At 47.2% G+C, this 19,854-nt stretch carries 18 protein-coding genes; 13 read left to right on the top strand and 5 right to left on the bottom strand.

Annotation, left to right across the window (positions count from 1 at the left end):
• Window positions 1–125: 125 nt before the first annotated feature.
• The 13 genes from dinG to BLS14_RS10105 all read left to right on the top strand — a co-directional run bounded on the left by dinG (window position 126) and on the right by BLS14_RS10105 (window position 14,937).
• Window positions 126–2,987 carry an ATP-dependent DNA helicase DinG gene (gene dinG / locus BLS14_RS10165; RefSeq protein ID WP_079694038.1) on the top strand — a complete coding sequence of 954 codons (2,862 nt, stop codon included), beginning with the start codon at window positions 126–128 and terminating at the stop codon, window positions 2,985–2,987.
• Window positions 2,988–3,202: 215 nt separating this feature from the next.
• Complete coding sequence (locus BLS14_RS10160; RefSeq protein ID WP_053780717.1) at window positions 3,203–3,856, top strand: redox-sensing transcriptional repressor Rex; 654 nt, start codon at window positions 3,203–3,205, stop codon at window positions 3,854–3,856.
• The gene (locus tag BLS14_RS10155) at window positions 3,843–5,147 is read left to right on the top strand and encodes an amidohydrolase (RefSeq protein ID WP_090951433.1); all 1,305 of its coding nucleotides are present in this window, start codon (window positions 3,843–3,845) and stop codon (window positions 5,145–5,147) included. The genes BLS14_RS10160 and BLS14_RS10155 overlap by 14 nt, the downstream gene beginning before the upstream one ends.
• Window positions 5,148–5,188: 41 nt before the next feature.
• Entirely contained in the window at window positions 5,189–5,719 is a 531-nt protein-coding gene (locus BLS14_RS10150; RefSeq protein ID WP_090951430.1) for a DUF5590 domain-containing protein, read from the top strand.
• A gap of 303 nt (window positions 5,720–6,022) precedes the next feature.
• On the top strand, window positions 6,023–6,550 hold the full coding sequence (locus BLS14_RS10145; protein WP_063566800.1) for a hypothetical protein: 528 nt from the start codon (window positions 6,023–6,025) through the stop codon (window positions 6,548–6,550).
• The gene (locus tag BLS14_RS10140; RefSeq protein ID WP_063566801.1) at window positions 6,543–8,045 is read left to right on the top strand and encodes an AAA family ATPase; all 1,503 of its coding nucleotides are present in this window, start codon (window positions 6,543–6,545) and stop codon (window positions 8,043–8,045) included. The genes BLS14_RS10145 and BLS14_RS10140 overlap by 8 nt, the downstream gene beginning before the upstream one ends.
• Window positions 8,046–8,178: 133 nt before the next feature.
• Complete coding sequence (locus BLS14_RS10135) at window positions 8,179–9,051, top strand: 3-hydroxyacyl-CoA dehydrogenase family protein (protein WP_090951427.1); 873 nt, start codon at window positions 8,179–8,181, stop codon at window positions 9,049–9,051.
• The gene (locus BLS14_RS10130; RefSeq protein WP_063566803.1) at window positions 9,048–10,253 is read left to right on the top strand and encodes an acetate/propionate family kinase; all 1,206 of its coding nucleotides are present in this window, start codon (window positions 9,048–9,050) and stop codon (window positions 10,251–10,253) included. Before BLS14_RS10135 ends, BLS14_RS10130 begins: the two co-directional genes overlap by 4 nt.
• 102 nt (window positions 10,254–10,355) lie before the next feature.
• Entirely contained in the window at window positions 10,356–11,651 is a 1,296-nt protein-coding gene (gene asnS, locus BLS14_RS10125; protein WP_063566804.1) for an asparagine--tRNA ligase, read from the top strand.
• On the top strand, window positions 11,651–12,373 hold the full coding sequence (locus BLS14_RS10120) for a DnaD domain-containing protein (protein ID WP_231952456.1): 723 nt from the start codon (window positions 11,651–11,653) through the stop codon (window positions 12,371–12,373). Before asnS ends, BLS14_RS10120 begins: the two co-directional genes overlap by 1 nt.
• 162 nt (window positions 12,374–12,535) lie before the next feature.
• Complete coding sequence (locus BLS14_RS10115) at window positions 12,536–13,156, top strand: RNA polymerase sigma factor (RefSeq protein WP_090807369.1); 621 nt, start codon at window positions 12,536–12,538, stop codon at window positions 13,154–13,156.
• Window positions 13,146–13,598 carry a hypothetical protein gene (locus BLS14_RS10110; RefSeq protein ID WP_079694034.1) on the top strand — a complete coding sequence of 151 codons (453 nt, stop codon included), beginning with the start codon at window positions 13,146–13,148 and terminating at the stop codon, window positions 13,596–13,598. Before BLS14_RS10115 ends, BLS14_RS10110 begins: the two co-directional genes overlap by 11 nt.
• A 37-nt stretch (window positions 13,599–13,635) precedes the next feature.
• Window positions 13,636–14,937, top strand: coding sequence for a multi-tm2 domain protein (locus tag BLS14_RS10105; RefSeq protein ID WP_256336335.1), 1,302 nt, complete (start codon window positions 13,636–13,638; stop codon window positions 14,935–14,937).
• A gap of 164 nt (window positions 14,938–15,101) precedes the next feature.
• Here BLS14_RS10105 and BLS14_RS10100 read toward each other — a convergent pair whose 3' ends face one another.
• From BLS14_RS10100 to BLS14_RS10080, 5 genes are read right to left on the bottom strand one after another with little or no spacing between them, the layout of a single operon-like run.
• The gene (locus BLS14_RS10100) at window positions 15,102–15,755 is read right to left on the bottom strand and encodes a methylthioribulose 1-phosphate dehydratase (protein ID WP_090951425.1); all 654 of its coding nucleotides are present in this window, start codon (window positions 15,753–15,755) and stop codon (window positions 15,102–15,104) included.
• Between the two features lie 2 nt (window positions 15,756–15,757).
• Window positions 15,758–16,435 carry a 2-hydroxy-3-keto-5-methylthiopentenyl-1-phosphate phosphatase gene (locus BLS14_RS10095; RefSeq protein ID WP_063566808.1) on the bottom strand — a complete coding sequence of 226 codons (678 nt, stop codon included), beginning with the start codon at window positions 16,433–16,435 and terminating at the stop codon, window positions 15,758–15,760.
• A complete protein-coding gene (locus tag BLS14_RS10090; RefSeq protein WP_063566809.1) occupies window positions 16,432–17,655 on the bottom strand; it encodes a 2,3-diketo-5-methylthiopentyl-1-phosphate enolase in 1,224 nt (407 codons plus the stop codon). The genes BLS14_RS10095 and BLS14_RS10090 overlap by 4 nt, the downstream gene beginning before the upstream one ends.
• The gene (gene proC, locus BLS14_RS10085) at window positions 17,652–18,512 is read right to left on the bottom strand and encodes a pyrroline-5-carboxylate reductase (RefSeq protein WP_072733401.1); all 861 of its coding nucleotides are present in this window, start codon (window positions 18,510–18,512) and stop codon (window positions 17,652–17,654) included. Before proC ends, BLS14_RS10090 begins: the two co-directional genes overlap by 4 nt.
• 36 nt (window positions 18,513–18,548) lie before the next feature.
• On the bottom strand, window positions 18,549–19,796 hold the full coding sequence (locus BLS14_RS10080) for a glutamate-5-semialdehyde dehydrogenase (RefSeq protein ID WP_090951422.1): 1,248 nt from the start codon (window positions 19,794–19,796) through the stop codon (window positions 18,549–18,551).
• Window positions 19,797–19,854: the final 58 nt, after the last annotated feature.

Genomic DNA, 19,854 nt, shown 5'->3' with positions numbered 1-19,854 from the left:
TAAGACGGTGTTCCCTCCTCTGGCATAGCGGCGGGGACACCGCCTTTTTTGTCAGTTAATTTTCAAACGCCCTTTTTTTTGCTATGCTGTAACATAGACTGGAATGGAAGGGACCGTACATTGCAATGAAATTTGCCGTATTGGATTTCGAAACAACCGGCACGCAGTCCGACGGTGAGATTATACAGGCCGGACTTGCCATCATAGATCATGACTACAGCATAACTCAAATATATAGTTCTTATGTGAACCCAGGTGTACCGATTCCTCCGTTTATTACGGGGTTAACCGGTATTACCGATGAAGATGTGGCGGATGCTCCCTCATTGGAAGAGATGATGATGGAGATGGTTCCGCTGCTTGATGATGTGGTTCTTGTTGGACACAATGTTGCTTTTGATTTTCATTTTCTTCAAAATGCACTCGATCGATGCGGTTATCTGCCATTTACCGGACGGATCCTGGATACGATTGATTTCCTGAAGATCTCGTTCCCGTCACTGGGCTCTTATCAACTCGGTTATGTGTCTTCGGAATTCGGATTTCAGCATGACCGTCCTCATCAGGCAGACAGTGATGCTCTTGCAACAGCTTTTGTATTACTGAAGTGTCTCGATGAGCTGCGTGCATTGCCTCTGATCACGATTCAGCGCCTCAGTGACCTGTTTGCACCGGAAGACAGCGACTTGGGTTGGTTCTTCGATGGAATGCGTTCTGAGAAGGAAGCAGAGCCTATTCAGGATCTGGATGGTCATACGTATTACCGCCAGCTTGCCCTGAACGTGAGTGACTGGACCGATATAGGCTCACCACGTGATGAGCGAGAGGGTAATCCGCTGGAAGGCGTGAGTTTTGAGCAGTTTATGGATCAGGTTAGAGATAACCTGAAGGAGACGCTGGACCATTATGAGGAGCGTGAGGCGCAAACTCAAATGTTCAGCAGTGTACGACAAGCTTTGGATGAGGAGAAACATCTCTTAATCGAAGCTGGGACAGGTACGGGCAAATCACTTGGTTATTTGCTGCCTGCCATCTATGAAAGTGTAAAACAGGAACAGAAAGTGATGGTCAGCACACATACCATCAACCTGCAGGAGCAATTGAGAGAGCGGGATATTCCTATGCTGACCCAAGTGGTTCCGTTCCCGTTCAAGGCAGCGGTGTTCAAAGGACGTGGGCACTATCTGTGTCTGCGTAAGTTTGAGCATAAAATCAATAAACGTGAATTTGCTACACCGAAAGAGGATTATTTTACAGCGGCTCAGATGATTGTCTGGCTTACTCAGACGGAGACTGGAGACGACGAGGAGCTTAATCTAAGCGGGCGCGGAGGAGACTTCTGGGAGACGGTACAAAGTGAGTCTGAGTCCTGTCTTGGACGTTCCTGTCCTTGGTTCCGCAAATGTTTCTATCACCGGGCCAAACATGAAGCCGGGCTTTCCGATATCGTCATTACGAATCATTCGAAATTGTTTACGGATGTCAAAGCAGCACATCAGCTGCTGCCAGCCTACGAAAGTCTCGTCATTGATGAAGCACATCATCTGGAGGACGTAGCAGGTAAGCACCTTGGTCTTCATATGAAATATTTCACGTTGGTTCATACACTGACCCGACTATTTAAAGATAGCCGAAATGGCCAACTGCCTATGCTGCGTTCTCAATTGTCGGGTCATGAAAATTCGGTACAGTGGGGCTCCATGATTGATCAGATGTTCCCGCTTGCTGTCGAAGTTAAAGAGATGTGGGATCGACTAAGCGATGCATTGTTCGGACTGCTGCCTGAACGCAGCGATGCTTCTCCAGGCGAGACAGGACAATTCTCACTTAGACTGAAGTCTTCACAAAAACCAGCCAAATGGCAGGAATTGCAGGACGCTGAAAACCAAATTTATGTCACCCTAGGCGATTTGATTCGTAAAGGCGACAAGCTGCTGCTTGAAGTGAAAGAAGATCAGGACGATTATCAGTCCGATAGTCTGATTACGGATATCTCAGGTCTGCTCAAGGATTTGGCAACGATTAAGGATAATCTGCGTTTCTTCATGCGGATGGATGATGCCAATACCGTGTACTGGATGGAGGCCAGCGGCCAGTTCCGCAGTAAATCACTGCAACTCTATGCTGTTCCTGTCGATGTCAGTGCACAATTGAAGGATATGTTCTTTGATAAAAAGAAAAGCGTTGTGCTTACATCGGCTACGCTCTCCGTTGACAAGTCATTTCAATTCATGATCGAACAGCTGGGATTGCAGGAAGCTGCCGACAATAACCGTCTGTTAACGTCGATGCTACCTTCACCGTTCAATTATCGAGAACAAGCGCTGCTTGTCATTCCGCGTGATTTCCCAAGCGTGAAGGGCAGTGTAGGCGATGCACACTTTGTGGATATGCTCGTGCACTCGCTCGCGGAAACGGCTATTGCGACTCGTGGACGCATGATGGTGTTGTTTACCTCCTACCGCATGCTGCGACAGGTCTATGACCCGCTTAAGGAGGCCTTGTCAGGCAACGATATCTCTTTGCTTGGGCAAGGGGTGGACAGCGGCAGCCGTTCCAAGCTTACACGTCGGTTCCAAGATGCTAAAGCAACGGTGCTACTTGGCACAAGCAGCTTTTGGGAAGGCGTGGACATTCCGGGAGAGGCTCTGACCTGCCTTGCAATTGTCAGACTGCCGTTCCAGCCACCGAATCATCCATTAGTGGAAGCGAAGAGCGAGCTTTTGCAGCAGCAGAAGAAAAACCCGTTTATGAAGCTATCCGTGCCACAAGCCGTCATCCGTTTCAAACAGGGATTTGGCAGACTGGTTCGTACAGGCAAAGACAGAGGCATTGTGATTGTATACGATACACGCGTTATTGAAGCGTATTATGGCAAGTACTTTTTATATTCATTACCTGGTCCCAAAATGGAGCACATGCTTACAGAGCAGATGGTTCCACGCATTTCGGAATGGCTCGAGAGACCAACCGAAGAGCAACAATAACAGATACGCTCTGTAGCTTCCATTATTGCAAGACGCCAGTGATTGGCGGTAAAATTGAGTAATATCATGTATTCGTTTCATGGATATGCGAGTAAAGCGATTAAATTATATAACAAGGAGCATCCTGTTTAATTCAGTAATCATTTTGCATCGTTTTAGACAGGGTGCTCATCTTTTCATCTATCTATCGTGGCCTTGGTAAGGGGGAGCAATGAATGAAATCAGATAAAATTTCGGAAGCCGTGGTGCGTAGATTACCTGTTTACTTGCGTTATTTGAATGAACTGCATCAGCGCGAAGTCAATACGGTTTCTTCACAAGAACTTGGACTGAGGCTGGATTTGAATCCTGCCCAGATTCGTAAAGACTTGGCTTACTTTGGTGACTTTGGTCGTAAAGGGATTGGATATGACGTTTCATATCTCATTGAGAAAATCCGCCATATTTTAAAAATAGACCAGCAGATCAATGTAGCTCTTGTCGGAGCAGGTAATTTGGGACATGCCTTGTCCAATTACAATGCCTATCTCAAAGACAACATGAAGATCGTCGCTGTATTTGATGCCTACGGTCCGAAAATTGGGAGTCAAATCAACAGTTTGACGGTACAACCGATGAATGAATTAACGGATTCGGTGAAAAAAGATAACATTCGTATAGGTATTATCACGGTTCCGGATACGGAAGCTCAAAATGTTGCAGATCAGCTGATTGAGTCAGGAATTGAAGCGATTCTGAACTTTGCGCCAACGATCCTGAAGACCCCGCCGCATATTCGCATTCATCATGCTGATTTTACGACGGATCTACTTAGCCTGGCTTATTACTTGGAGAATGGAAAGGACGACGAGGAAGATGACGACAAATAGATGGGTAATTCACAACGGCAAATTTGCCGTGAGTGAAGGTACGAATTGGAACGTGGTTCAAGGTTTTATGGTTGTTGAGAATGACAAGATTGTGCATATTGGTGAGACATTGCCGGAAGGAGACGAAAGCCTGACAAAGGTGGACGGAAAAGGACTGTTCTTCTTGCCGGGTCTGATCAATACGCATGGTCACGCGGCCATGTCGCTTCTAAGAGGCCACGGAGACGATCTGGCGTTACAAGTATGGTTACAGGAGAAAATGTGGCCAATGGAAGCTAAAATGACGTCTGAAGACGTGTATTGGGGCACATCGCTATCCGTGCTTGAAATGTTAAAAGGCGGAACAACAGCGTTCCTAGATATGTATGATCATATGGATCAGGTTGCGAAAGTGGTGGAACAATCCGGCGTTCGGGCTGCTCTGGCACGTGGGGTAATCGGACTTTGCTCAGAAGAAGAACAACTGCGCAAGCTCGAAGAGTCCGCAGCATTTGCCCGTCAATGGAATGGACAAGCAGACGGAAGAATTACAACCGTAATCTCTCCACACTCCCCTTACACTTGCCCTCCGAATTACATAGAGAAGCTGGTACAGGTTGCTCATGATCTGAATCTGCCTTTGCATACGCATATGTCTGAAACGCTTCGCGAAGTGGAACAGAACGTGGCTGATTACGGACTGCGTCCAGTCGCACATCTGGAGAAGCTAGGATTTTTCTCCCGTCCATCTCTGGTTGCACATGCGGTACATCTGAATGATGAAGAGATCGAGATTCTCGCAAAGCATGATGTAGCAGTTTCCCACAATCCAGGCAGTAACCTGAAATTGGCTTCGGGTGTTGCGCGTGTGCCTGATCTGTTGAAAGCAGGCGTGACTGTGTCCCTGGGAACAGACGGACCAGCAAGTAACAATAACCTGGATATGTTTGAAGAGATGAGATTGGCTGCGTTGATTCACAAAGGTGTGTCCGGTGACCCTACTGCAGTGCCGGCAGGGGAAGCGCTTCTGCTTGGAACTTCGTATGGTGCTAAATCCATATTCCTGAACAATACAGGCGCTCTGCAAGTTGGCATGAAGGCTGACTTCATCGCGTTGAACATCGAACAGGCCCATTTCTATCCGCATACGGATCTGATTTCCCATACGGTCTACTCGGCATCGGCCAAAGATGTGGAGCATGTGTGGGTGGATGGTAAACAAGTGGTTAAACATGGCGAATGTCTTACGATGGATGAAGAGCGCATTCTGCGTGAGTCTCAGCTGGCATTTGACAGTTTGCTTGCCCGTTAATTACAAGGACAGCATCGTCATAGGGAAAGGAAGTTCGGCTTTTGAAGAAAAAAAAGAAGTGGATATGGATTTCGCTGCTGCTCCTGGTTCTGATTCTGTTTGGACTTCAGCGTTATTATGTCTATGTTACCCAGGATCAGCGCAAGGAAGAGGCGTTGGCCATACAGGCGGCCCAGGAACAGCTGGGGATTACGTCCCACGAAGAGCTGCGTAAGTATGTCTGGGGGCAGAAAGACGGCGGAGACAACATATACTGGACCCTGATCGGCAAAAGTAAGGATAACCAGGATGTCATGGTGTGGATCAAGTTTGATGAGAATAACAAACCCGTGACGGGAACCAATGCAGTACACGGTGAACTGTTAAAGAACGGCATGAATGAAGCTCAGATTCGAAATCGGTTCAGCTCTGAAGTTCCCGGTGGGGAGATCAAACGAATCATGCCAGGCGTTGTGAATGGAATCTATGTATGGCAAGTGTATTACAACGATGATACTCACAACTATTATCGGTTTTACCGCTTCAGCAACGGGGAACAAGTGGACCTGGTCTATACGATTCCGAACAGCTAGAATTAGCAGACGTACTATCGTCTGAAGAGAATACATTTAAGAACCGGCAGACGGAAACCCGACTGGTCCGGTTCTTTGGCGTACTTTGTTGATCATTTTGGATTTGAATAGTTAAAATTAATAATTTATTCATATTTTCGCCTTAGATATTGTATATACGATGTGATATACTCAAATATGTATTCAAGGATACATCATACACAAATAAATCCTGTTAGGCACATCACAGGACATTACGTACACATATTCATATTCTTGCCTACAAGTTATAGGATGGGCCAAAATTTAGGAGGGGTAACTCACTTGAAGATAAAAGTATTGCCTATTGCTCTGACTGCCGTCATTTCAGCCGTTGTGTTGTTTGGAGGTTGGTTTGTGTATCGTCATGTGGCTGTGCAAAGCCCAATTGAAAAGATGGTTACCCAGTACGATGGAGTCAATGATGTTCAATTAACTATTAACCGCAATGATGTACAGTTGAAACTCGATCTGCAGCCGGATGTTGATCTGGGCAGGTTGGTACAATATATTCACAAAGAAGGACAAACCTTGATTGGCACTCGTTCGTTGAAGCTGGATGTCGTGGATCATTCCAACGAAGCATTAGAGAGCTGGTGGGGAAGCGCGATGTTTACCGTAGCACAAGCGATGGAGAACAAGCAATACACCGAAATTACACCGACCTTGTCTAAAATGGCTACAAATGGGATCAAGGTAAATACAGCCATGGATGACAATAATGTATATGTCAGTCTCAGAGATGGAGATGCCAGTAAGTTTATTATTCTGCCGCGTGTGCCCGGTCAGATAGGAGTGTGGCCTAATGCCTAAATGGACGAAAGAAATTGCCATTGGATTTGTACCCGTATTAATTATCTTTCTCGCTTTTATCGGTGTAAACATGATTCCCATTCTGATCGCTGTAATGCTTGTGGGAGCTCTGCTGCTCATGATGCAAATGCGGGGTGGGATTACGGTGGGGGCAGGTCAGGAACGTAAACGCAAGAAAAAAGGCCCTTCCAAGCTGACTTTTGAAGAAATCGGTGGTCAGGAGAGTGCCAAGCAGGAACTGCGGGAAGCGCTTGATTTTCTCATTCGACATGAAGAAATTCAGAAGTTTGGTATTCGTCCTTTGAAAGGTATACTGCTTACTGGCCCTCCAGGAACAGGTAAAACCTTGATGGCCAAAGCTGCTGCTCATTATACCGACTCTGTTTTTGTAGCTGCTTCAGGCAGTGAGTTTGTTGAGATGTATGTTGGTGTAGGTGCAGGCAGAATACGTGATTTGTTCCGTGATGCAAGAACTCGCGCCGCTAAAGAAAATAAGGAAAATGCCATTATATTTATTGATGAAATTGATGTGATCGGTGGAAAACGCGAAGGTGGACAACAGCGTGAATATGATCAGACGCTGAATCAGCTGTTGACGGAAATGGATGGCATATACTCTTCCGAAACACCACGTATACTCGTGATCGCCGCTACGAACCGAAAAGAAATGCTGGATAGCGCACTGACGCGTCCAGGTCGTTTTGACCGTCATATTCAGGTAGACTTGCCGGATAAGAAAGGCAGAAAACACATACTGGAGCTGCATGCAGTTAATAAACCTCTTTTGGAAGGGGTCAGCCTTGATAAGACAGCAGAAGAATCCTATGGTTTCTCTGGAGCGCAGCTGGAAAGCGTGATGAACGAAGCAGCAATTTATGCGATGAGAGACGGGCTGCTCAACATTGAACAGCGTCATCTGTCCCTTGCGATTGATAAAGTAATGATGGGTGAGAAGACAGACCGCGAATCCAGCGTGGAAGAGAAGAAAAGAGTGGCTATTCATGAGTTGGGACATGCCATCATGGCTGAACTGGTTCGTCCTGGCAGTGTGAGTCAGGTTGCACTTAGCCCTCGTGGACAGGCCTTGGGTTATGTACGTCATAACCCGCAACAAGAGCAATTTCTGTACACGAAGCGCTTTCTTGAAGAGCAAATCATGATTGCCCTCGGAGGTGCAGCAGCGGAGGAAATGTATTACGGTGGACGTAGTACAGGATCGCGTAATGACTTTGAACAAGCAACGAATGTAGTACAGACGATGATGGCTTCCGGGCTCACGACGTTGGGTATTGTTAACATGGATATGGTAACTACAGAAGAATTGATGCGGGAGAATAAATTAATCCTGCAAGACCTGATGGAACAGACCAAACGATTGCTTGAAGAACAGCGGACAATTTTCGACAATTCCCTCGACACGTTGCTCAGGGAAGAAGTATTGTCTGGCGATCAATTTCGTTGTCAATTTCGTGACAGCGCCCTTCTACCGGCATAATTTATTTATGTCGGTTATTTTTTTTTACATTTCAGTCGTGCTAAGATATTATTATATGTTGGGTCGAAATTTGTAATTTTCGGCGAACAGGGTACAATAGAGAAATAGAGAACCGAAAGGATGGAGCAGAACCATGTTTTTCAAAAAGATAGGAGTTGTCGGCGGCGGCACGATGGGGCAAGGTATTTCCCAGATGCTTGCAGCCAAAGGACTTGATGTGCTTCTGGTGGAACACACAACGGAGAAGCTGAATCATGCGTATAACATGATTGAGACGAACCTTGATAAACAACTGGAGAAATGGGCCATTACGAAGGCTGAGAAGAAATTGATTCTCTCCCGTATTACCAAAGTTGCTCATCTGGCTGAACTCGGAACTTGCGATATGGTCATTGAGACTATTTCTGAAGATCTGGAAGCGAAAAAAGCGGTATTCAGTCAACTTGACCAAGTTTGCCCAAGCAACGTAATTCTTGCAAGTAATACATCCACGCTGAGTTTGACTGAGCTTGCAAGCTCAACCAAATACCCAGAGCGTGTTATTGGTATGCACTTTATTCACCCGGTTTCCCGGGTTGATCTTGTAGAGATTATTCGTGGTCTGAAAACATCCGATAGCACTTTTGCAGAAACTAGACGTTTTGTGGAAGAAGTAGCGGACAAAAAAGGCGTTATGATCTATGAATCACCTGGATTTGTTACGTCCAGACTGATCTGTCTTCTGATCAACGAAGCGCTGCATGTACTGCAGGAAGGTGTCGCTTCCGCTGAAGATATTGATGACGCTATGCGTATCGGATACAATTTCCAGCACGGACCGCTTGAGATGGCAGACCGTTTCGGATTGGATTCGGTAGAAGCTGCACTCGAAAGAATGTTCCGTGAATTCGGTGAATTGAAATATCGTCCTTCCACAGTTCTGAAGAAAATGGTGCGTGCAGGACACCTGGGTGTTAAAACAGGCGAAGGATTCTTCAAGTACGACAAGGATGGTGACCGGCTGTGAAAGTACTCGTAATTAATGCGGGGAGTTCCTCGCTCAAATATCAATTGTATAACATGACGGATGAATCCGTATTGGCAAAAGGTCTGGTAGAGCGGATCGGTATGGACTCTTCCATTCTGACTCATAAACCAACGGGCCGCGAGGATGTTACGGAAGTTAGCGAAATTCTCGAACATACTACAGCGATTCGTAAAGTTATTGACATCCTGACAGATAAAGAAAACGGTGTGCTTGGTTCCGTTGATGAAATTCAGGCAGTTGGACATCGTGTGGTTCATGGTGGTGAAGCATTTAAGGAATCGACATTGGTTGATGATGCTGCCAAAGCAGAAATCCGCCGTCTGTTCGATCTGGCTCCACTTCATAACCCTGCAGCAATGATGGGTATTCGTGCGGCTGAATCCAATATGCCAGGAGTACCACAGGTAATGGTCTTTGATACGGCTTTCCATCAAACGATGCCGGAAAAAGCATATCTGTATGCTATTCCACGTGTGCTTTATAAAAAGTATAAAGTGCGTCGTTATGGAGCACATGGTACTTCCCATGATTACGTAAGCAAGGCAGCAGCTGAATATCTGGATCGTCCATTGGAAGATCTGAAGATCATCACATGCCATGTTGGTAATGGTGGTAGTGTAACGGCTGTACAGGGCGGCGTATCCGTGGACACGTCCATGGGCATGACTCCACTCGAAGGATTGATGATGGGAACACGTAGTGGTGACCTGGATCCGGCAATTGTACCTTATGTTATGAACAAGGAAGAACTGAGCGTGAGCGAAGTAAACTCCATGTTGAATAAACATAGTGGACTTCTTGCAATCTCCGGCATCAGCAGCGACATGCGTGAAATCACGGAAGGTATGGAAGCTGGCGATGCTAATTCCACGCTTGCATTCGAGATGTACGAATACCGTTTGCGTAAATACATCGGTTCTTATGCAGCAGCAATGAACGGTGTAGACGTGATCGTATTTACGGCTGGTGTAGGTGAAAACTCCGTTGTTCTTCGCCAAAAAGTATGTGAGCAACTCACGTACCTGGGTGTTGAACTGGATGAAGCGCTGAATGCAATTCGCTCTGGAGAGCCACGCCGCATCACAACAGCGAATTCCAAAGTGGACGTTCTCGTAGTTCCTACGAACGAAGAATTGGTGATTGCAAGAGATACACACCGAATCGTATTGAATTCTCTGTAATCTAAATGTAAAGTGAATATAGCATGACAAGGAAGTGCAGGGGACAGGCATATGCCTGCCCGCTGCATTTTCAAATTTAGGATTCCAAGGAGAGATATGGGCATGAGTACGGATTGTGTAATTCGTAATGTGAGTGAGCATGTGGGCGAGACTGTTAAAATCGGCGCCTGGATTAACAACAAACGTTCCAGCGGCAAAATTCAATTTTTGCAACTGCGTGATGGAACCGGATATATTCAAGGGGTAGTGGTTAAGAGTGAAGTTAGCGAAGATATCTGGAATGCTGCGAAGAGCTTGACTCAAGAAAGTTCATTGTATGTAACAGGTATTATCCGTGAAGAACCGCGTAGTGCATCCGGTTATGAGATGACAGTTACTGGCGTGGAAATTATCCATCTGACTGAAAACTATCCAATTACTCCGAAAGAGCATGGGGTAGACTTCCTGATGGATCATCGCCATCTGTGGCTGCGTTCGACAAAACAACGTGCGATTATGGTGATTCGTGCGGAGATCATCCGCGCTGTTCAGCAGTTCTTTGATGGTAACGGATTCACTCAGGTTGATCCTCCGATTCTTACACCTTCATCTGCTGAAGGAACGACGAACTTGTTCCACATCAAATACTTTGATGAAGATGCCTATCTGACACAAAGTGGACAGTTGTATATGGAAGCTGCAGCAATGGCGCTGGGCAAAGTGTACTCCTTCGGTCCTACGTTCCGTGCCGAAAAATCCAAAACACGTCGTCACCTGATTGAGTTCTGGATGATTGAGCCGGAAATGGCGTTTGTGGATCACGAGGAAAGCCTGCGAGTGCAAGAGAAGTTTATTGCTCACGTGGTTCAAACGGTTCTGAAAAACTGCCGTGCTGAACTGGAGTCCATCGGACGTGATGTATCCAAGCTTGAAAAAATTGTAGCTCCATTCCCGCGCATTACGTATGATGAAGCGATTGAATTTCTGAATGGACAAGGCTTCGATATTCCTTGGGGAGAAGACTTTGGTGCTCCACACGAAACGGCGATTGCCGAGAAATACGAAACACCGGTCTTTATTACCCATTATCCGGCTGGAATCAAGGCATTCTACATGAAACCTGATCCAAATCGTCCTGAAGTGGTCCTCTGTGCAGATATGATCGCACCCGAAGGATACGGAGAGATCATTGGTGGTTCCCAGCGTATTGATGATCCGGAACTGATGCAGCAGCGCTTTGATGAGCATCAATTGTCGGAAGAGGCATATCAGTGGTATCTGGACTTACGTAAATACGGATCGGTTCCTCACTCCGGCTTCGGTCTGGGATTGGAGCGGACGGTAGCATGGATCTGTGGATTGGATCACGTACGTGAAACAATTGCATTCCCACGTATGCTCTATCGTCTGTACCCTTAATGCTTAACCGCGAGTCCATGGAAGAAACCGGCTCCAAAGCCTGGTTGAATGGAGCAGCTTACGGTATGGCATCAGGGACAGCGCAGCTCCCATATGCTTTATTGCGCTATTATCATCAGCTGGGGTTAAGTGACGCAGAGGTACTTCTGCTGATTCAATTGTTTGGATTCCGGCAAGTTGAATTCAATGAGTTCCCAACGCTTGAAGAGCTTGCTACCCGTATGGGTCTTGCTCCTGAAGGCATCGCCAGAATGCTGCAACGTCTTATGAGAGACGGGTACATTCACATTGACGAGCATCGGGATGAAGAGCGTGATATTCAGTATGAACGTTATGATCTGCATGGATTATATGCGAAGCTTGCAGGATGTACAGCAGAGGAGTTGGCCGTTGCTCGTAAGCAGCAGCAGGACAGTAATGCATTACGCCCGGATTCGAACAGTGTTCAAAAAGAAGAGGAAGAGCGAAATATGTTCTCTATTTTTGAAAAAGAATTTGGCCGCCCGCTTTCCCCGATGGAATGCGAGACTATATCCAGTTGGCTGGATCAGGATCGCTATCAGGAGGAACTGATTCTCATGGCATTGAAGGAAGCGGTGTTTGCTGGTAAAGTGCATTTCCGCTATATCGACCGAATTCTGCTGGAATGGAGCCGTAACCGCGTGAAGAATGTGCAGGATGCCAAGGCATATACGCAGCGGTTTCGTAACGGTGGACGTTAACACCAATGTTAGATTAGGCAACAATTTCATTCAGATAAACCAGAAACAGGCCAGAAGATATTCTGTGCCTGTTTTTTTAGATTATAGAGATGTTAAGTAAGATATGTTAAGTTCCCGGTGGAACTGACTTTTCAGGCAATGTGTAACCTTTTTATAAAAAAAATGAATGAATACGCAGGGGTCAACAAACAAGTTGTCGTCTATTGTAGTGGAGAGGAGGGGAGAGTCATTGATGAAGCGCGCTTAATCGAACAAATCCGTCAAGGCGATACATCCCAGATGCGTTTGTTGATCGAAAAGTACAGCCAGCATGTATACCATGTGGCCTACTCCGTATTACGGAACGATCAGGATGCACAGGATGCAGCGCAGGAGGCGTTCATTCAAATGGTCAAATCTCTCCCCGATTACCGATCCGAAGGTTTCAAAACGTGGTTAACCCGAATTGCCTTTCACAAAGCAATTGATGCCAAACGCAAGCTGGGCAGACGAAGCGCTGAGGATCTGGGCGGAGAAGAAAAAATAATGAACATGCCCGGTAGTGAAGAAGATGTTCTTGCCCGCCTCGTGCGTGAAGAGCGTCAGGAGAAGTTGCGCGAGCGAATCAATCAGCTGCCTGCCCAGCATAGGGACATTATTACTGCGTATTACTTAAGCGAAAAAAATTATGAGCAGATTGCCCGTGATGCACAGGTGGCAGTGAAAACCGTGGAGTCCCGTCTGTATCGTGCCCGGCAGTGGATTCGAAATCATTGGAAGGAGGATGAGTGGCGTGAGGAATAAAAGGATGTATACCGTCCAGGAATGGACTGATTATATTGAAGGCCGAATGACTGCAAACCAGGCAAGTTTGATGGAACAGGTGCTTATGGACGTTCCGGAAGCAATGGACAACTATCTCGAAGCACTCGGCATTCATCGGGAGCTGCCACAACTGAAGGACCCGGTAGGCTTCGCCGATTCGGTCATGAATCAAATTACGGAAATGCAATCCTCCAAGCCAAAGCGCAAATCGCGTTCTGGACGAAGACGTCTCTGGCTGGATCACAAAGTGTTTCATTATGCTGTAGCGGCTTGTCTGACGTTAATCTTCCTCTCCTCGGGACTGTTTGACAAGGTAGCCCCTTATCATAAGTTCCAGGAAGGTGAGAACAGGGGGTCATTTACGGAAAAATGGACGGAGGCAGCCACATCATGGCTGGATCACTTCAAGCCTGGACCATAAATTGTTTCGTATTGCCTGAAAAGAAAGGATGAAGACTGTGCAATCAGATCGTAACAAATTACTTGCATTCTTATTAAACCTGATTCCGGGTCTGGGTTTTCTCTATTGGGGTCGGCCTGCCAGAGCTGTAATCTATCCATTACTCTTTTTTGGGACAGCTGTTGGTTCGTTTATGCTAGCAATTCTGGTGAGTGAGAGAGAGTTAATGATTCTTGGGGCTTTGGGGACCATATTCTTCTGGTGTGTCAGCATGCTGGATATGATTATCGTTCTGCTACGTGCCCCATCGCCTAATGATGCCCGATACCATGGATATGGCGCACATTACAGTGGTCCGCACCAGGGGGCGGCATATCAGGGAGCATACACTGGTCAGGAAGGTCATCTGGGACAGATGGAGATGGACATGGACATGGAGGGAATACATCAGCATCAGAACGGTGAGTATGGCGTGCCTGCGGCTCCTTATGGTCAACCCATGTATCAAAAAGGCAGTGAAAGCGAACGATTCTTCACGATTCTGCTTTCCTTTGTTCCAGGTCTGGGACATCTTCATCTCGGACTGTTACATCGCGGTTTATCATTCCTTATCGCGTTCTTCGGTTCATTTGCCATGATGGTTTTTGTAGCTTCTATTACGAATGAATCCGTATTTCTGATGTTCTTGCTCATTCTGCCTGTCATCTGGGTTTACTGCATGTTTGATGCGGTCCAGCATGTGCATCGCAAGCAGGCCGGTGAGGTATTGCAGGATCGTACGTTGTTCGAGGAGCTGGAGATGGGCAGGGCTTCTGGACGGCGAAGCAAAGTGCTGGCAACCCTGTTATCAGCCTTTCCGGGTGCGGGTCATCTGTATCTGGGACTGCAAAAAAGAGGCATGCAACTCATGTTCCTGTTTCTCGGCAGTATCTACGTTCTGGACCTGCTTCATTTATCGGTGTTCCTGTTCATGATTCCGTTGATCTGGTTCTACAGCTTCTTTGACGGACTTCAGTGTTCAAGCAGGTATGGCCGCGAACCGTTGACAGATCAACCTATTTTCAAGGATTGGGCTCGTCACCAGCGCCTGATTGGATTCGGAATTGCTGCATTGGGATTGTACTATCTGTTTATCCGCTTGGTCATTCCACAGCTGAATGAGATGTTCCCGGATGCATTTATGACGTACGAGATTCGTTCGTATGTGAACACCGTCATTGTGTCCTTGCTGCTCATTTTTGGCGGTCTGAAGCTGTTGTTTGGCAAGCAGAGGGGGACGGGTATCCATAGTGCGGCTCATCGAAATGATGAGGGAGCGGACAGTCTCTTTTTATTCAAGGATCGGGACGATCGTCTGTAGAGCTTTACTTAGTTGAACTAAAGAATAGTTACACTGACACTACGATGATAGAGTAACCTTCCAATCGCTACAATTCCCCAAACATAAAAAAACACGCCGAGGACTATGTATATTAGCCTTGGCGTGTTTTTGGATTTGCAGCTTTTATTTCGAATAAATGATTGCTATTTCGTAGCACCCTTCAGCAGAAGTTGACGGTACATCACTTCGAACAGGAACTCGAACGCTTCCAGATGACGTTTCGCTTCAAAAGCATCTTTGCCCCAGGCATAAATACCGTGATTACGCAGTAAAATTCCTGGTACGTTGGCATCAAGTACACCTGGGACCAATTCAGCGATGGATGGAATATCAGCGAAGTTAGGCAGGACCGGTACACGAATCTCCGCATTTTCTTCCCAGATGTTGAAAGCCTTGATCAATTCGATGCCTTGAATCGGTACGTGTCCATCTGCTCCAAAGAATTCACTGATCAGGTTGTTAAATACGGTATGCACATGGAACACCGCGCCACAGCCGGTTAAACGATAGATTTCGCAGTGAATCAACGTTTCAGCGCTCGGTTTCAGGGTTGTGGTCTCAATGGCTTTACCATGCTTGTCCACAAACAGAAAGTCTTCCGGTGTACGGAGAGATTTGTCTTTGCCTGATGCAGTAACTGCAAAGTAGAATTGCTCCGGGTCAAAGTCGCCCACACGCATCGACAGGTTGCCACTTGTACCAGGGAACCAGTTACGGCTGGCAAACAGCGCTTTGATATCAGCCAGCTCTTCGAGGACATGGCGTTTATGTTCCAATGTAATCTTTTCAAAACCCATTTTTACAGCACTCCTTGTGTTTGCTTCTGTTTCATATCTTCCATAATATCGTAGAAGGTTGTGAATGGGACATGATCCACACCCAGCTCTATACACTTATCTGTCAGGATAGAACGGGAGTAGACAAGATCAGCGATTTTGGCACCTTCAAAATCCGTTAGACTGTCTCCAATGAGGATACGATTATATTGTTCTTCCGGGAATGTACGAATAACCGTCGTTTTACACATGCCGCATCCGTTCTCACAAGGAGGCTGACATGGATTAGGCCATTCAATACGTATAAATTCATCTGTGAAATCTGCCCCATTGCAATAAACGTGATCCTGTGGAATATCGAATGGAGCGAGCAAAGGCTCGATAAAAAAGTCCATTCCGCCGCTGGTGACATTGAATTCAATGCCCTCGTCCCGAACGTATGCAAGAAATTCGCTGAACCCTTCTCGGATGCCAGCCTGTCCAAGTACAAATTCCACAATCTCATCTTTCTGCGAAGAAGGCAACAGAGCGAACATCGCTCCCACACCTTCGCGGAGCGAAACTCGCTGTTCAATCGTGTCTTTCATAATTGCTTCAATACCTTCGGGTTTAAAATGTTTCATAATTGCTACAATATTGTCCGAAAGGGTGATCGTGCCATCGAAATCACAGAAAATGACCGTTTTTTTATCACTTCTCATCGTTCGCCACCCCACAGATCCAGTGCACTTTTCAGTTCGGGATGTTCGACTGCATACTCTGCCAGTGGAATGGAACGCTGGGCTGCCTCGATAGCCTGCAAGAATGCCCGTCCGCCTGCCTCAGTGCCCATGGGATGTCCATGAATACCTCCGCCGGCATTAACGATGACATCGGTGCCGAAGTCACGCAGAATAAGCGGTACAAGCCCTGGATGTATACCAGCCGAAGGCACAGGCATGCTGGTTCTGACCGGAAGCTCAGGTGACAGCAATTGTTCTGTAATGGCCATATTCTCTTCCTTCGGCATTGTCACCGATCCGTAAGGGGAAGGGAAGAGCACCAGATCCGCTCCGGCAAGTCGCATCAGCTGTCCCAGCAGGACGGAAGCTGAGATACCATAGTGTGGTGAAGGATACAGTGCACCTGCAAGCGCAGGATGAGCCATGATTGGCACGTTGATGTCTGGATCACTGCTTAGTTCGTGCAGCACGTCATATCCGTAAGACAAGACATTGAACAACAGCGCATTTGCTCCTGCACCTATCGCACGTTCAGCCTGTTGTTTCAGGCGTGATGTAGGTCCAGTCAAATTCGCGGCATAAAGAAGTTTCTTACCCGTCTCCTTGCGTGCCTGTTCCGCAGCTTTCATGCAGACCTCGACTCTTTTCTCAATCGGAGTCAGTTTGTTCTCAAACAGAATTTCATCGTCTTTAATCAAGTCTACTCCACCAAGAGCCTGGCGAATAAACTGTTCCTTCAATTCGTCTGCATCCAGTCCAATAACTGATTTAAAGATACTCATTAACAATGGACGATCATGTACACCTAGCAGATCACGAACACCGTTCAGTCCAAACTTGGGACCGGGGAATGCGCTGAGGAAGCCGTCTGAGAATCCAAGCCGTGTCAGTTTGATGCGTCCATCCATTGAGATTTTGCCAAAGACCGTCACGAGCAGGGCAGGAATATCACGGCTGAAATTTACATCCGGATAACCAATGGTAATATCGGCGTAACGCTCACCTGGGGCCATGCCCTCAGCTTCATGCACCTCAACGCTGATGACTTCGCCCAGATGTTTCTGCATCGCCTCACGCTTGGCCTGAGGCAATTCAGTCCAACTGCCAACAGTCATGCCGACAGCAATGGACTCAGCCTTCTTGCGGAAGTCTGCACGATCATCATGCAGACGATATGTGGCTGTGCACATAGTATTCATTTTAAATCTCCTTCCAAAGCAGCTCCCATCTCCCGTGAGCGCTCTGCACAGCGGTTGACGGCTGCGATTACATTTTCAAAGAAATCTCCCTCGTCCAGCGTTTTTAGTGCTGCCTGGGTTGCACCTCCCGGGGAGGTCACATCACTACGGAGTTTCATTGGCTCTAGGCCAGTCTGTTGTACCATGCGAGAAGCACCCAGCACGGTCTGAACAGTCAGATCGCGGGATTGTTGGCTGGATAAGCCGCCACGAATACCTGCGGCAATCATGGCCTCCATCAAATAGTATACATAAGCCGGACCACTTCCGGAAATACCTGTGAGCACTTCGAGTTTATCTTCAGGCACAATGGTCACGATTCCGACAGCTTCGAACATCGTCATGACTGTACTGCGCTGTTCATCCGTAATCTCTTCAGAGAAGGCAAGTCCGGTTGCTCCAAGCCCGATTGTACTGGACGTATTCGGCATGGTGCGGGCGATCGGTTGCTTGCGTCCAAGCAGGGATTGCATCGTACGGATCGATAATCCGGCAATAACGGAGACGATTAATTGATCCGGAGACAGGAGCGGCCCAAGTTGACGCAGCGCTGCGGCGGCATCCTTCGGTTTCATGCAGAGTACAATAACGGGAGAAGCGGCGAGATGATCCAGCGATTGTGCAGCAGTTCCGGTATGTACGGCATAACGGGTACTGAGCTCCTCCTGACGTTTCTGGTTGCTGCGGTTCAGCATCGTAATATCCTGAGGACGAACGACAAGGCGGGAAATTAATCCGCGCACGATGGCTTCAGCCATCGCACCTGCTCCGTGAAAAGTAATCTTTTGTTGTAATAACGTCTGTTGTTCTTGACTCATATTTATCGTTCCTCCTATATAACTGTAGCTGCGATATTATTGCCGGATTTGTCCATTGCCAGTGATACGGTATTTGGTTGACGTTAATGCAGGCAGACCCATCGGTCCACGAGCATGCAGCTTCTGGGTACTGATCCCAATTTCGGCTCCATAACCGAACTCAAATCCGTCTGTGAAACGTGTGGAAGCATTATGGTATACAGCAGCTGCATCTATATCATGTAAAAAACGTTCTGCATTACTCGTATCCTTGGTGACGATACACTCCGAATGCTTTGTGCCATAACGTGCAATATGCTCCATCGCTTCATCCAGGTTCTGAACTACACGAATATTTAAAATATAATCATTGTACTCTGTCGCATAATCTTCTTCCGTCACAGAAAGGGCAGAGGGAACGAGACGGCGGACCGTGTCACAACCCTTCAACAGGACATTCGCCTCACGGAGTTGTTCAGCCAGAGCCGGCAGATGCTGCTCCGCGAATACAGCGTGCAGCAACAAGGTTTCCATGGAGTTGCATACGGATGGACGCTGTGCCTTGGCATTAACGGCAATCTCCGCTGCCATGACTGGATCAGCAGATTCATCCACATAAGTATGACAGATACCTGCACCGGTTTCGATCACAGGCACTGTTGCATTGGCGACCACATTGCGGATCAGTGAAGCGCCGCCGCGTGGGATGATGACATCGAGCAGTCCATTTAACTTGAGCATTTCGTCCACGGAGGAACGGTCTGCATCCTCAACAAGCTGCAATGCATCAGCTGGCATATCTGTTGTTGCCAGTGCCTGATGGAGTACCTCCACAATTTTGCGATTGGAGGAGAGGGCCGAGGAGCCGCCTCGTAGCAGTACAGCGTTACCTGTTTTGAGGCAAAGTCCGGCAGCATCTACTGTAACATTTGGACGTGCCTCGTAAATGATGCCGATTAGACCGATGGGCACTCTCAATTTTTCAACATGCAATCCGTTCGGACGAGTGAAAGTCTCCAGCACTTCGCCCACAGGGTCCTGCAACTCCACGATCTGACGCAGTCCTTCAGCAATACCGGCGATACGCTCCTTATTCAAAGCGAGGCGATCCAGCATCGATTCTGGCGTACCTTGCTGTCTGCCACGTTCCAGATCGTCAGCGTTTGCTGTAATAATGGAATCCGCTTGGGCAATCAATACGTCCGCCATGACCAGCAGGGCGTTATTTTTTTGTTCTGTGCTCAGTCGATTCAGCTGCGGAACCACGGCTTGGGCCTTGCTCGCTTTTTCCCTGACTTCACTCATCATAAATTCCTCCCATATATAAAGTGGAAACAAAAGATTATTTAATGGCTATATCCTA

Source organism: Paenibacillus sp. OK060 (assembly GCF_900101205.1).
Lineage (GTDB): Bacteria > Bacillota > Bacilli > Paenibacillales > Paenibacillaceae > Paenibacillus > Paenibacillus marchantiae.
This window is presented reverse-complemented; position numbering and strand designations above follow the sequence as displayed.

Excerpts from the sequence above, each read along its gene's own strand:
- BLS14_RS10160 (WP_053780717.1), top strand. The coding sequence starts at position 3,203 with ATGAAATCAGATAAAATTTCGGAAGCCGTGGTGCGTAGATTACCTGTT.
- dinG (WP_079694038.1), top strand. The coding sequence starts at position 126 with ATGAAATTTGCCGTATTGGATTTCGAAACAACCGGCACGCAGTCCGAC.
- BLS14_RS10115 (WP_090807369.1), top strand. The coding sequence starts at position 12,536 with ATGAATGAATACGCAGGGGTCAACAAACAAGTTGTCGTCTATTGTAGT.
- BLS14_RS10100 (WP_090951425.1), bottom strand. The coding sequence starts at position 15,755 with ATGGGTTTTGAAAAGATTACATTGGAACATAAACGCCATGTCCTCGAA.
- asnS (WP_063566804.1), top strand. The coding sequence starts at position 10,356 with ATGAGTACGGATTGTGTAATTCGTAATGTGAGTGAGCATGTGGGCGAG.
- BLS14_RS10135 (WP_090951427.1), top strand. The coding sequence starts at position 8,179 with ATGTTTTTCAAAAAGATAGGAGTTGTCGGCGGCGGCACGATGGGGCAA.
- BLS14_RS10140 (WP_063566801.1), top strand. The coding sequence starts at position 6,543 with ATGCCTAAATGGACGAAAGAAATTGCCATTGGATTTGTACCCGTATTA.
- BLS14_RS10080 (WP_090951422.1), bottom strand. The coding sequence starts at position 19,796 with ATGAGTGAAGTCAGGGAAAAAGCGAGCAAGGCCCAAGCCGTGGTTCCG.
- BLS14_RS10090 (WP_063566809.1), bottom strand. The coding sequence starts at position 17,655 with ATGAATACTATGTGCACAGCCACATATCGTCTGCATGATGATCGTGCA.
- BLS14_RS10095 (WP_063566808.1), bottom strand. The coding sequence starts at position 16,435 with ATGAGAAGTGATAAAAAAACGGTCATTTTCTGTGATTTCGATGGCACG.
- proC (WP_072733401.1), bottom strand. The coding sequence starts at position 18,512 with ATGAGTCAAGAACAACAGACGTTATTACAACAAAAGATTACTTTTCAC.
- BLS14_RS10155 (WP_090951433.1), top strand. The coding sequence starts at position 3,843 with ATGACGACAAATAGATGGGTAATTCACAACGGCAAATTTGCCGTGAGT.
- BLS14_RS10120 (WP_231952456.1), top strand. The coding sequence starts at position 11,651 with ATGCTTAACCGCGAGTCCATGGAAGAAACCGGCTCCAAAGCCTGGTTG.